Annotated in this window: 10 protein-coding genes and 5 pseudogenes; 7 read left to right on the top strand and 8 right to left on the bottom strand. The window is 67.2% G+C overall.

Annotated elements, in window-relative coordinates; genetic code table 11:
• Positions 1-414 precede the first annotated feature (414 nt).
• Together ACFXB5_RS48760 and ACFXB5_RS48765 are read right to left on the bottom strand one after the other, a co-directional pair.
• A protein-coding gene (locus ACFXB5_RS48760) for an IS5 family transposase (RefSeq protein ID WP_385221260.1) occupies positions 415-1,349 on the bottom strand; the annotation gives its coding sequence in 2 pieces (ribosomal slippage) (positions 415-911 and positions 911-1,349; 936 coding nt in all).
• A gap of 53 nt (positions 1,350-1,402) precedes the next feature.
• Complete coding sequence (locus ACFXB5_RS48765; RefSeq protein WP_385221263.1) at positions 1,403-1,828, bottom strand: ester cyclase; 426 nt, start codon at positions 1,826-1,828, stop codon at positions 1,403-1,405.
• Positions 1,829-2,050: 222 nt separating this feature from the next.
• On the opposite strand from ACFXB5_RS48765, the pseudogene ACFXB5_RS48770 reads away from it, so the two are divergent.
• The 3 genes and pseudogenes from ACFXB5_RS48770 to ACFXB5_RS48780 all read left to right on the top strand — a co-directional run.
• Positions 2,051-2,236, top strand: a pseudogene (locus tag ACFXB5_RS48770) (IS5/IS1182 family transposase); the annotation flags it as partial.
• 57 nt (positions 2,237-2,293) lie between these two features.
• Entirely contained in the window at positions 2,294-3,100 is an 807-nt protein-coding gene (locus tag ACFXB5_RS48775) for an integrase core domain-containing protein (protein ID WP_385221265.1), read from the top strand.
• A gap of 12 nt (positions 3,101-3,112) precedes the next feature.
• A complete protein-coding gene (locus tag ACFXB5_RS48780) occupies positions 3,113-3,565 on the top strand; it encodes a hypothetical protein (protein ID WP_385221268.1) in 453 nt (150 codons plus the stop codon).
• Between the two features lie 180 nt (positions 3,566-3,745).
• Here ACFXB5_RS48780 and ACFXB5_RS48785 read toward each other — a convergent pair whose 3' ends face one another.
• On the bottom strand, positions 3,746-4,501 hold the full coding sequence (locus ACFXB5_RS48785; RefSeq protein ID WP_385221271.1) for an AraC family transcriptional regulator: 756 nt from the start codon (positions 4,499-4,501) through the stop codon (positions 3,746-3,748).
• Positions 4,502-4,715: 214 nt separating this feature from the next.
• Between ACFXB5_RS48785 and ACFXB5_RS48790 the strand changes: the two genes are divergently transcribed.
• Both ACFXB5_RS48790 and ACFXB5_RS48795 read left to right on the top strand, forming a co-directional pair.
• Entirely contained in the window at positions 4,716-5,513 is a 798-nt protein-coding gene (locus ACFXB5_RS48790) for a siderophore-interacting protein (protein ID WP_385221273.1), read from the top strand.
• Between the two features lie 216 nt (positions 5,514-5,729).
• On the top strand, positions 5,730-6,887 hold the full coding sequence (locus tag ACFXB5_RS48795) for an FAD-dependent oxidoreductase (RefSeq protein WP_385221276.1): 1,158 nt from the start codon (positions 5,730-5,732) through the stop codon (positions 6,885-6,887).
• A gap of 29 nt (positions 6,888-6,916) precedes the next feature.
• On the opposite strand, the gene ACFXB5_RS48800 is transcribed toward ACFXB5_RS48795, so the two are convergent.
• Positions 6,917-7,174, bottom strand: coding sequence for a hypothetical protein (locus tag ACFXB5_RS48800; protein WP_385221279.1), 258 nt, complete (start codon positions 7,172-7,174; stop codon positions 6,917-6,919).
• Positions 7,175-7,265: 91 nt separating this feature from the next.
• Here ACFXB5_RS48800 and hpnR point away from each other — a divergent pair.
• A pseudogene (gene hpnR / locus ACFXB5_RS48805) lies at positions 7,266-8,490 on the top strand (hopanoid C-3 methylase HpnR); the annotation flags it as partial.
• Here the strand turns inward: hpnR and ACFXB5_RS48810 are convergent.
• Both ACFXB5_RS48810 and ACFXB5_RS48815 read right to left on the bottom strand, forming a co-directional pair.
• Positions 8,403-8,657: a group II intron maturase-specific domain-containing protein gene (locus ACFXB5_RS48810; RefSeq protein ID WP_385221282.1), complete on the bottom strand. Its 255-nt coding sequence runs from the start codon at positions 8,655-8,657 to the stop codon at positions 8,403-8,405. The pseudogene hpnR and the gene ACFXB5_RS48810 overlap by 88 nt on opposite strands.
• Positions 8,602-8,811 (bottom strand): annotated as a pseudogene (locus ACFXB5_RS48815) (transposase family protein); the annotation flags it as partial. The pseudogene ACFXB5_RS48815 and the gene ACFXB5_RS48810, both read right to left, overlap by 56 nt.
• A 101-nt stretch (positions 8,812-8,912) precedes the next feature.
• Here ACFXB5_RS48815 and ACFXB5_RS48820 point away from each other — a divergent pair.
• A pseudogene (locus tag ACFXB5_RS48820) lies at positions 8,913-9,334 on the top strand (DUF3500 domain-containing protein).
• A 293-nt stretch (positions 9,335-9,627) separates the two neighbouring features.
• Here ACFXB5_RS48820 and ACFXB5_RS48825 read toward each other — a convergent pair.
• Positions 9,628-11,661 carry a fibronectin type III domain-containing protein gene (locus ACFXB5_RS48825; protein ID WP_385221284.1) on the bottom strand — a complete coding sequence of 678 codons (2,034 nt, stop codon included), beginning with the start codon at positions 11,659-11,661 and terminating at the stop codon, positions 9,628-9,630.
• A 253-nt stretch (positions 11,662-11,914) separates the two neighbouring features.
• Positions 11,915-12,153: pseudogene (locus tag ACFXB5_RS48830) on the bottom strand (integrase); the annotation flags it as partial.

Raw genomic sequence — 12,153 nt, forward strand, 5'->3', positions numbered from 1 at the left:
AGTTCGCCGCGGAAACCGTCCTGGTCGCCGTAGGCACAGTCGGCCGCCACCGCGCGGAAGTCCACTCCGGCCTGGGTGGCCCGGCGGGCGAGTCCTGTGGGGTTCCATAATTGGGGCCAAGCCTCTTGACCAGCAAAGATCGATGGAGCGTCATTGATCGGGCAGGATCGTAGTCCGTGTTCTTGCGCCTGCTCTACCTGCTCGCCACTCGGCTACTCAGCTGGTTCGTGCTACTCGGCCGTTCCTCCACATCCAAGGACGTCGAGCTACTCGAGCTCCGCCATGAGGTAGCCGTGCTGCGCCGCAGCACTCCGAGGCCGCGCTTGACCTGGGCGGACCGCGCGATCCTCACCGCTCTCGTCCGTCTTCTGCCGAGAAAGCTGCGCGCACAGAGACTAGAGCCTGTCCGGTCGATCATGTGCGGAGCCAGATGACGAGGGCTGCGGCGGTGACAGTTCCGTGGTAGACGTAGCCGCGTTTGTCGTAGCGCGTGGCCACGGCCCTGGACTGTTTCAGCTTGTTGACGGCCCGCTCGACGGTGTTGCGTTTCTTGTAGCGCTGCTTGTCGAAGCCGGGCGGCCGTCCGCCACGTGATCCTCTGCGGCGGCGGGCGGCCTGGCTGTCGGCCTTCTCCGGGATGGTGTGGCGGATGCCCCGGCGGCGCAGACTCTCCCGGCAGGGTCCGTTGCTGTAGGCCTTGTCCGCGGCGAGGGTGTCGGGCTTCTTGCGGGGCCTGCCCGGCCCGGTCCGCGGGACGCGGATCTTGTCGAGCACCGGCTCGAGTTGGGTGCAGTCGGCCCGCTGCCCGGGCGTGATGAGCAGGGACAGCGGCCGGCACCGGCCCTCGGCGCTCAGGTGGATCTTGGTGGTGAAGCCGCCCCGCGAGCGGCCCAGTCCCTCACCTGCTTCACCACCTCCGCCAGGCGGGCGTGAAGGCTCCGCCACGACGGTTCGACCTGGTGTTCCCCGCCCCCGTCCCCCTTTGACGTGGCAGGCGCGGGCGGCGGGCTGATGCGGGCTCCCGCCGCGTGCTGGTGAGCGCGCACCACCGTGGAATCCACCCCGATGTCCCAGTCGATCTCACCGGCGGCATCCGCTTCGGCCTGGACCTGCTGGAGCAGCCGCTCCCAGGTGCCGTCGGCCGACCACAGCCGGTGCCGCTCATAGACCGTCTTCCACGGCCCGAAGCGTTCCGGCAGGTCACGCCAGTGAACCCCGGTCCGCACCCGGTGCAGAATCCCGTCGATCACCTGCCGGTGATCCCGCCACCGCCCGCACCGGCCATTGCCCACCGGCAGAAACGGCCGCAACCGCTCCCACTCCGCATCCGTCAGATCACCCCGCCCCATGCCCAGACCAACGACCAGACCATCCGAAACTCACATGATCGACCGGACAGGCCCTAGTCCAGCGGGGTGTGTGTGCTCCAGTGCTCGATGATCCGGCCGTCAGTGAAGCGGAGGAAGTCCATGATGCGAAGCCCGACCCGCTTTCCGGTCGGCGCCTGACCCAGCCAGTTGCCGACGTGCCGTCCTCGTACGACCTTAGTGGTGGCCACCAGGTCGCCCTGCCCGAAGCAGTGGACGATCTCGATCGACAGATCCTCAAGGGCTGCGTGCAGGGCTGCCATGGTCGCGCGGGCCCCCTCGCGGTCCGCCGCGCCTCCCGGCTCGGCGGTGTGGTTGCGGAAGTCCGGGTGCACGAAGTCGTCGAAGAGTTCCAAGCACCCCCCTTCCTGCACTTTTCGGACGAAGTCGAGCGTGCGCGACACGTTGTCGCGCCCTTCCGTCATCCCATGGCCTCCCATCAGGAACTGAACAACTTTCACGTTGACGCTCCTTGAGTGTGGCAACACACTTGAAAGATCGTCAAGTGTGAAGCCAGGGACGTGTCATGCGCCTTCGCCGGGAAGACGTGCTCGTCGGCGCACTCGATCAACTCGACAAGACGGGCCTCGACGGCCTGACCATGCAGGCACTCGGGAAGAGCCTGGGCGTGCGACCGGGGGCGCTCTGCTGGCACTACGCGGACAAGCGGGCGCTGATCGACGCGATCATCACGCGGCGGACGGCCACCCGGCCTCCACCAGCAGTGCTACAAGAAACGCAACACCGTCGAACGGGCCATCAACAAGCTGAAACAGTCCCGGGCCGTGGCCATTCGATACGACAAACGCGGCTACGTCTGCCTCGGAACCGTCACCGCCGCAGCCCTCGTTATCTGGCTCCGCACATGATCGACCGGACAGGCCCTAGTTACCCCCGGCACGCTCCTGCGCTGGCACCGCCGCCTGGTGGCACGAAAATGGACCTATCCACACAAGGTCGGCCGCCCTCCTCTCGACGAAGCAATCGCCACGCTCATCGAACGGCTCGCAACAGAGAACCCATCCTGGGGGTACAAGCGGATCCAAGGCGAGCTGATGGGGCTCGGTCACCGCATCGGTGCCTCCACCATCCGCAGAGTCCTCAAACATCTGAACATACCGCCAGCACCCAAACGGCAGACCGACACGACATGGCGACAGTTCCTGCATACCCAGGCATCGACCATGCTCGCCGTCGACTTCTTCCACATCGACTGTGCCCTCACTCTGCGACGCCTTTACGTGTTCTTCGCGATCGAGGTCGGCACCCGCTACGTACACATCCTGGGCACCACCTCCCATCCCGACGGCCCCTGGACCACCCAGCAGGCACGCAACCTCCTCATGGAACTGGGAGACCGAGCATCCGAGTTCACGGTCTTGGTGTGGGACCGGGCCGGGCAGTTCACCGATGCGTTCGACGCCGTCCTCGCCGGCGCCGGCATCACGGTCGAGAAGATCCCTCCGCGCAGCCCCCGCGCGAACGCGTACGCGGAACGATTCGTACTCACCGTCCGCTCCGAGGTGACTGATCGCATGCTCATCCTCGGCCGGCGCCACCTTCGCACCGCGCTCAACGAATACGCCCGCCACTACAACGGGCGAAGACCCCACCGCGGACGCCAACTCAAACCGCCCCGACCCGACCTTCCCATCGCCGACCTCTCGCAAGAACGGATCAAGCGTCGACCCGTTCCAGGAGGACTTATCAATGAGTATGAAAGGGCCGGATAAGTTCGCAGGTCAGTGCGGCGGCCCTGTTTTGGAACCCCACAGCACGGCCGTGATGAGATCCGCCGCCTCAAAGCCGTCCAGGTCTCGCGCCGGCTGCGGCTCCCGCACGCCGCCCAGGCGATCAAGGTCACCCGCCGCCGACGCGACCTGCACAGCGGGAAGATCCAGATCGAGCACGTCTATGCCGTCACCAGCCACGACGCGTTCTCCGCGACCGACGCTCAGCTCGCCCGAGCGGTGCGCGAGCACTGGCACGTCGAAGCCCATCACCACGTCCGGGACACCACCCTCGCCGAGGACGCCTCCAAGATCCGGACCGGGAACACGCCCCGCGCAATGGCCACTTTCCGTAACATCGCGATCGCCCTGGCCCGCCTCACCGGCTGGACCAACACCGCCCACGCCACCGACTACTACACGTCACACCCCGACCATGCACTCGACCTCATCCAACCCGGCAGGTGAGCGCGCAGGCGCCTTGGGCCCACACCTGGGCTTGATCCCGTTCGGCGGACATCGAAGATCAGTGGCTGCCGCTCCAGAAGGATGATGTCCGTCAAAGGGGACCAATCCCAGCACAGCTGACAACCCGCTCAACCCGAGCGTCACATCATGCGACACCAAACCGCACTCGCTGCATGGCTCCTACTCGCCCCCGTAGGTACCGGGCGTCTGCCCAGTCACGCGCTGGAAGGCGGCGATGAAGGCGCTGGGCTTTCGGTATCCCACAGCCCGCGCGGTGGCCTTGACGGACGCGCCGGTCGCCAGATGGCCTACTGCGGCGCGGACACGGACCCGAGTCCTCCACTGCGAGAAGGTCAGCCCCGTCTCGGCGAGGAAGAGCCGTGACAGAGTACGCACCCCGCTGTGCACCTCCGCCGCCCACATCGCCAGTTCTCGCTGATCTCCGGGCGAGTCAATGAGTCGCTCGGTGATCGTACGCAAGCGCGGTTCGGCGGGAATGGGCACCTGGATCGAGTGGGTCGGCAGCGGCAGGAGGACCTCGAAGAGGAGAGCTTCGGCATGCCGGCGGCTCGCCGCGTCCGGCTCGGCCCGCAGGTATCGGATGAGCTCACGAAGCAGCGGTTGGACGGCGACGCCGGTGGGCTGCGCCCAGTCGATGGGGCAGCGCGTGGCCATGAACCGGATGACGCACAGTTCACCGGCGTGCCGTGTCGTCCCCGTGTGCTCGACGCGGCCAGGAATCCACAGGCCGTGCCCCGGAGGCACCAGCCAGTCGTGCGAGACCGTGCGCAGGGTGACGGAAGTGGTCGACGCCCACAGCAGCATCGGCTCCGAATGGGTATGGGGTGCCACCTGGAGGGGCGGATGCGCATGCTGGTGATCGATGCTCAGGATCGGAGAGGCGGCTCCCTCGCCCAGAGCTGTCACCTGAGCCATGACGCTCATCTCTCCATCCGCCGATCCGTCCCGCCCCAGCCCACCAGTCCCGTTCGCCCCGTGCTCCGATCACGGTCTGGCCGTTCCGGGGTATCGCATGGCCACCATGCGCACAAGCGCCATTCTACGGTTAGGCATGCCTGACTTGATGCCCGGGCGTGGTGCGTTACCCACCTCCCGTTGCGGCGTCGATGCGTGGGAAGAGGACGTCACCATGAACCGGATCAAGCCCGTCAGCCGTCGGATGCTGTCGGTCGAAGTCGTGCGCAAGGAGTGGAGGCCCGGAAACTTCCTGCTGGTGACCGTGGGCGGAGAGGACCTCAAGGACTTCCGGCCGATCGGAGTCGACCAGGCCTTCAGGCTCCTGTTCCGGCGGCCCGGGCAGGGCCGACTCTGGCTGCCCTCCCCGTCCGACGCCACATGGATGGCGCAATACATGATGACGGGCAAGGCGACACGCCCCTACGTCCGTTTCTACACGATCCGGCACTTCTGGCCCGACCGCAACGAACTGGACATCGAGTTCGCGCTCCACGAAGGGGACAGTCCGGCCTCCACCTGGGCGCGGGGCGCCCGCCCCGGCGAACCGGTCGGCATCCTCGACGAGGGAGCCACCTACAGCCCGCCCCATGGCGTGGAATGGCAACTGCTCGTAGGGGACGAGACCGCGGTGCCGGCCATCCTGTCCATCCTGGACTCCGACGAGGGCGCGTTGCCCAGCGAAGTGTTCCTCGAGGTACCCAGCAGCGCGGACATCCAGCAGTTGAACACGCCACAGAACGTCATCATGCACTGGCTTCCGCGCGACGGCCGCCCCGGACTTCCGGGGCGCTACGCTCTCGACACCGTGATGAAGGCCGCCCTGCCGGCAGGGCGCTTCGCCACCTTCGTGGCGGGTGAGAATCACCTGCCCACGACACTGCGGCGGCACCTCGTCCATGAGCGCGGCGTCGACAAGTCCGACATCGCTTTCGTCGGTTACTGGCGGCACGGCAGGGCGACTCCGGGATGACGGCCGGTGCGTTCGGTCGAGGCCGCCCGCGTGGACCGCCCTTTTCACCCCAATCTGGAGGCAGATCTCGCTCTGCCGCCCATCGTCGCCCAGCGACGCGCCCTCCGCGGGTTGGTTTTGTTCACGAGGCACCTCCATGACCGAGGCGACCTCTGAGTGCCGCCGCCCCGCCCTGTTCGCCCGGTGACTCCTCTTCTCCGACCGAAAGGAACTTCCATGAAGTCCCCAGAACCCGCTAACGCCAGGATCAGCATCATCGGCGCCGGACCCGGCGGACTGACCTGCGCACGCATCCTCCAGCAGCGCGGCATCGCGGTCACCGTCTACGACCGCGACCCGGGCCGCGACTCCCGCAACCAAGGCGGCACCCTCGACCTGCATGCTGACAACGCCCAGATCGCCCTGCGCGAAGCCGGCCTGCTCGACGAGTTCTTCGCCCTCGCCCGTCCCGAAGGGCAGGAAATGCGCCAGATGGACCCGACCGGCGCGATCACGTCCCACCAAGTCCCGGCGGCCGACGAACTCTTAAAGCCGGAAATCGACCGCGGCGAGCTGCGCAACCTGCTGCTCGACTCCCTGGAGACGGGAACTGTGCGCTGGGGCCGCTCCCTCGACACGATCAGCGGACCAACCGATGGGCCGCGGCAATTGCACTTCGCCGACGGCACGAGCATCGAGACCGATCTGGTCATCGGCGCCGACGGCGCCTTCTCCCGGGTACGTCCGGCCGTGTCCACCGCCCTCCCCGAGTACACCGGGATCAGCTTCCTGGAAGCACAGTTCTCCGACGTCGACAACCGACACCCCGAGATCGCCGAGCTGGTCGGCTTGGGCATCGCCCACGCAGCTGATGGCGAACGCAGCCTGGTCGCCCAGCGCAACAGCGGAAACCACATCCGCGTCTACATCATCCAACGCCTTCCGGTCGACTGGATCAGCGCCAAGGGGCTGACCTCCGAGGACACCGATGGCATCCGCGCCGTGCTGCGCGACGAGTACGCGCACTGGTCGCCCCGCATGCGCCAGATGATCACCGAAAACGACGGCCTCTACATCCACCGCCCGATCTTCGTGCTCCCTGTCCCGCACACCTGGAACCACAACCCGACGGTGACCCTGCTCGGCGACGCCGCCCACCTCATGCCCCCGCTCGGCACCGGCGTCAACCTCGCCATGCTTGACGCCGGCGAACTCGCCCTCGCCCTCGCGAACGCAGCCACTGTCGACGACGCCATCCGCGTCTACGAGAAGACCATGCTCCCCCGCTCCATCGAGACGGCCCAGGCCATCGAACATGGCACCGAACAGCTGCTGTCCGCCGATTCCTCCGCACGGAAGCTGGCCACCATTGTGGCCAACTCACTCGCCAAGTAAAACGCTCAGAGGGCGGTGTGAGAGGGCGTTTAGTCGCTGGGGTGGGCGGTGTTGGTCCAGCCGGTGAGGCGGGCCGGCGCCGGGCGGCCGAGCCGGTAACGGCGGCCCTGTCGACGGCGCGGATCGGGCAGCATGTCGAGGACGTCGGCAAGTTCCAGCAGGCGGTCGGGGTCGTCGGGAATGGAGCCCGCATCGTGGTCGAGGTGGCGGGACACAGCGGTAATCAGCGAGGATGGCATCCGGAAGCGGTTCGTTTGTGATGAGGCGTCAGACACCTCCATCATCACGAACCGCTTCCTTCAGTTGATCACCTACCCCCACCCCGACAACCCGCCCTCACCCGGCAGCGGCATCTCACCGCCCGAGAACGCACGAGCCCTGGCCCAGGAGGTGCTCGAACAGGCGGAGGGCGCCGTCGACGCGGTCGTGCGAGGCGAAGGGGAACCGGCCATCGGCCCGCTGCTGGAGGGGCTGCGGGACGGGAGTGTGGAGGGAATGCCCGGCATCGTCACACCCTCCGGACGCGGCCCGGCGCCTCAGATGCTGCACAGCATCGACCTGCCCAGACCCGCCCGCGATCTGATGCGCCGCCGCAACCGGTACTTCATCGGAGAGCTCGACCCCTGTGCCTCGAGCGAATTCACCCGCGGCTGCCCCTGGGACTGCTCGTTCTGCTCCGCGTGGACCTTCTACGGCCGCAGTTACCGCAAGGCGTCCCCCGAGGCCGCGGGCGAAGAGATGGCGAGTATCCGGGAACCGAATGTCTTCATCGTGGACGACGTCGCCTTCATCCGCCCCGAGCACGGACACGCCATCGCCGCGGAACTCGAGCGGCGCAAAATCCGCAAGCGGTATTACCTCGAGACCCGTAGCGACGTCCTGCTGCGTAAAGTGGAGGTTTTCCAGCGCTGGACCCGTCTGGGCCTGCGCTACATGTTCCTCGGCATGGAGGCGATCGACGCGGAAGGGCTCGACCTCTACCGCAAGCGCGTCAGCCCGGACGACAACGTCAAGGCGCTGGAGACGGCCCGCCGCCTGAGCATCGATGTCGCCATCAACCTCATCGTCGATCCGGCCTGGGACGAGGAGCGTTTCCGGGTCGTACGGGAATCCGCGCTGGCGATGCCCGAGATCGTCCATCTGACGGTGATGACGCCCTATCCGGGAACGGAAATCTGGCACACCGAGTCCAGGCGCCTGACCACACGGGACTATCGGCTGTTCGACATCCAGCACGCGGTGGTCCCGACCACGCTGCCGCTGAAGGACTTCTACGAGGAGCTCGTCCGGACTCAGGCCGTCATCAACCGCAAGCATCTGGGGCTGTCCACGGCACTCGGCGCGCTGCGGGTACTCGGCGGCAACCTCCTCAGGGGACAGACGAACTTCGCCCGTATGTTGTGGCGCTTCAACCAGGTCTACGACCCCCCGCAAGCAGCTCGCCGATCACCACCGCCCGGTGCGTTACGAGCTGCCGATGCCCAAGCGGCTGGACGTCGGCGACCGCAGTCTGCTCTACGTGCACAGCAAGCCCCCGTCGCGTGGTGCCGGCGCGCCCGGCCCCAGCGACGAGAACGTCGTCGTGGACGCCACCGCCCGGTAGTAGGCCGCCCAACCGCGAACGATCGGGATCAGCCTGCGCAACACGGCCTCGGCATTGGACCCGTGCAGGCCCTTGACCTCGGTCCGCAGTCGCGCCCTGAGTCTCGCGCAAGAAGACGGTCGCGATTCCGATGCCGAATCCGGCGGCGAGCTGGGCGTAGGAGTCACCGCACCGCAGGTGGGCGAGGGCGAGCATGGCCTGGCGTGCGGCGGGAAGGCGCCGCCAGCGGGTCTCGATCTCCCGCCGCCTGGCCGTGAGTTGTCCGGCCAGGAAGCGCAAGGTGCGGCTGGACAGATCAATCGAGGAGGGGTAGACAAGCACGCGAAGCTCCTGGCGGGCACGGGTGATCTTGGTCGAGAACCCGTCTACCAGGAGCTTCGTCGTTGCGCAGAGCTGTCCAACCCGCGGTCAGCAACGCCAGCTTGGAAACGGCTCCCTGTTTCTGGGGGTCGGAGCCGACCTCGCTGGTCATCGACGGCGAGACCGTTTCGGTCTGCCAGGAGGAGGTCGAGGCGAGCCTGGCGTTCATCCAGTCGCTCACCGCGGCCCAGCAGAAGACCGCGATCATCTCGGCCACGAAGGCGGACGAGAACATGAAGGCGGGCGCCTTCGCCGACAACGCCGCGAGGCGTACGCCGGCATCCGTGCCACCGATCTGACCGCGGCCCAGAGGCGCAAGCTCCTCGCGGTCGCCGAGGCCTTCGTGAACCGCGCCAAGGCCGGCGCGACGAAGGTCCGCATGGCCGAGATCCGCAAGCACCTGGAGAACACCTACGCCGCCTGGATCGGCGGCACCGGTGATGACGACCCCTTCTACCTGCGGGTCCACAGCCCGGTCGTCTGAATCGAGGTCGACTGCCAGGCGGCCGGGCCGCTGGGTGGCGCGTACGGCAGGACCCGGCCCGACGGGCCCAGCCAGAAGCACATCCACTCCGTCATCCGCACGCCGAACGGGAACGACTACGGTAGGGAGCCGCTGCGGCAGCACTACCTGACGTCCCCGCATCACCGGTGATATCCGCGGCCGGTGTCACTGAGACGGGAGGGCCCTGTCCCGGGTTGCGTCAGCTGATGCGACCTCATGCAACCCGGGGCGCGGGCGGCGCTTCACGAAACTGAAGCGTGCGTGCGTGAGTGTCAGGCCGGCTGCCAGGAGAGGATCGACCGGTACTGCGACTCGATACCGCCGGCCGCGATGATGTCCGACGGAACCTGGGCCGCTCCGGTGATGTTGTGGTTGTTCTTGATCAGGACCTTCTTGTTGTCATAGTCGGCCGGGCCATCCGGCCAGTAGTTGCCCTCGATGTCCGTGGGGTCGTATGTCCCGTCGCTGGCGGTGTAGTTCACGTGTTTGCTGCCCCAGGGCGAGACGTTGATGTTCCACACCGCGTTGTCGAGGATCGACACGTAGGTGGCGCCGTTGTCGGTGTACAGGACGTGGCCGCCCGAGGTGTTGTGCTGGTCGTGGACCACGTTGCCGATGACATGCTCGCCGTTCGCCATCGAGGTGCCGGTGATCCCGTTGGTGTAGACGGCGCCGCCGTCGTCGAGCAGCGACATGTGGTCGTAGATCAGGTTGTACGAGATCGTGTTGTTGTTGGAGTAGTTGGGCTGTGCCGGCAGGCTCACCTTGTCGGGCCAGCCGCCCCAGCCGATGGAGATGGCCGTGTAGGGCACATGGTCGATCTGGTTGTGGGTGATGGTCGACGTCTCGATGTATCCGGCGTCGACCGCGACCCCGCCGTGGTATTCGGCGGCGGTGTCGTAGAAGTGGCTGTCCTTGACGGTGATCCCGCTGGTGCGCTGTGCCGAGCTGCTGGGCTGTGGGATGTCCACGCCGCCCAGGTCGAGGCCGTTGCCCGAGATGTCGGTGAACACACAGGCGGTGACCGTGGCGTTCTGCGCGCCGTTGCCGAGGTCCAGTCCGGCCGCGCCGAGGTGGACGAAGTAGTCGTGGTCGAAGTGGATGTTCCTGCTGTACGGGAAGCGCACGGCGGCGGGCATCTTGGTCCAGTTGCCGTAGGGGCAGGTGCCGCCTGGCACGAAGTCGCACAGTCCCTGGGTGGCGTAGCCCTTGGTGCCGGTGACCTGGTACGTCGCCTGGATCTCGGAGAAGCCGGTTCCGGTGTTGGTGGTCGTGTAGTTCGCGTTGGAGAACTGGATGCCCTGGAAGCCGATGCGGCTGGGCTCGTCGGAGGCAGTGCCGGAGGACGCCATCAGCGTGTCCAGCGAGGGCGCCTCGACGTCCGCGGTGGTCAGGTTCTCCCCGGAACGCGGAATGTAGTAGAACCGGTGCTCGCTCTTGTCCAGGTAGAACTCACCTGGCTTGTCGAGGAGCTCGTAGGCGTTCTCCACCGCCGTGGGCGCCTTGGTGATCGACTTGCGGCCGACCAGGTTGTAGGTGCGGCCCGAGTCGTCGGGACGCATCACGCGCTGGGTGGAGTTGTTCCAGCAGGGCTGGGCCATGGTGATGGCGGTACTGGTAACCGAGGCGACCGGGCAGCGCGGCTCGGTCCACGCCCCGAGGCCGCCGCGGTAGACGAACTCGATGGCCGAGGGGTTGCGCCAGCCGGCCATCGGGTCACCGGACGCGGTGGTGTACCCGGTCGCCGTCTGGGTCACCGATACCGGCAGGGAGCCTGTCGCGCGCACGGCACGTACGCCGTTCACGTACAGCTGCCGGGTGTCCAGGGCGCTGGGGGCCGGGGCGGACCAGATGTCGCTGCCCGTGGCGGTCCTGGTCCAGCCGGTGATCTGGACGCCGCCGCTGATGACCGGGGCCTGTCCGGACGCCGCCTTCCACCAGATGGTGCCGGCGGTGCCGCCGCCGGAGTCCGCGGCGGTGAACGTCAGCGTCTTGGTCAGCCGGTAGATGCCACCGGCCAGCGTCACGGTGATCGGGCCGGACGTCGATTTGTCGATCGCCCGGACCGCGGTCTGCGCCTTGGTGAGGGTGCGGAAGGGGGCGTCGGCACTGGTCCCGGGGTTGCTGTCACTGCCGCTGGGCGAGACGAAGTAGGTGATCGCGGTCGCCGCGTGTGCGGGCAGGGTGAGCGCGCCGATGGGCAGGAGCGCGCAGAGGAAGGCCGCGATGAGGCGAGGAGACCCGATGAATAATCGGAGTGTCCTGGCGGGACTTACGGCATGGGCATGCTCGTTTGTCGAAAACATGCGGGCAAGGTAGGGGTGTCGAGCTGAGAGGTCAATGACTGCGGCGGGGAGACATCGGATCAATGATCCTGCCGCTGTGACGTGATGCTCCCGGAGTTGAGCGGCGGGTGCCGTCGGCCGCTGGGGAACGATCGACGCCCCACTCGGCCCTCTGCAAGCCCGGCGTGGCGGTGGGGCCGGCCGTGCCGCGGCAGGCGGAGTCTCGCGTGAGACGCGTCCGGCTCTGCGGGTGCCGATACATCATCTGCGCAGCTCAGGCGGCGTGCTGGTACTGGTGGAGCGTTCCGCCGAGCCGGTCTCGTCTGTGGACTTCCAGGTGAGTGAGCTGGGCTTGTTGGGTGAGGGGTGCAGGTAGTGGGCGGCATGGGGCGGCGTTTTTCAGGGCCCTGTGCGGGCCGTGTTCGTTGTAGAAGGATTCGTACTCGCGCAGGGCGTGGAGGAGGTGGCTCTGGTTCCAGATCAGGGTCCGGTCCAGGAGTTCGGTGCGGCAGG

It is taken from the genome of Streptomyces sp. NPDC059455, from assembly GCF_042750115.1.
GTDB lineage: Bacteria > Actinomycetota > Actinomycetes > Streptomycetales > Streptomycetaceae > Streptomyces > Streptomyces endocoffeicus.

What these genes read in the sequence shown, in the direction of transcription:
- ACFXB5_RS48795 (WP_385221276.1), top strand. Translation starts at nt 5,730, where the DNA reads ATGAAGTCCCCAGAACCCGCTAACGCCAGGATCAGCATCATCGGCGCC.
- ACFXB5_RS48785 (WP_385221271.1), bottom strand. Translation starts at nt 4,501, where the DNA reads ATGGCTCAGGTGACAGCTCTGGGCGAGGGAGCCGCCTCTCCGATCCTG.
- ACFXB5_RS48825 (WP_385221284.1), bottom strand. Translation starts at nt 11,661, where the DNA reads ATGTTTTCGACAAACGAGCATGCCCATGCCGTAAGTCCCGCCAGGACA.
- ACFXB5_RS48790 (WP_385221273.1), top strand. Translation starts at nt 4,716, where the DNA reads ATGAACCGGATCAAGCCCGTCAGCCGTCGGATGCTGTCGGTCGAAGTC.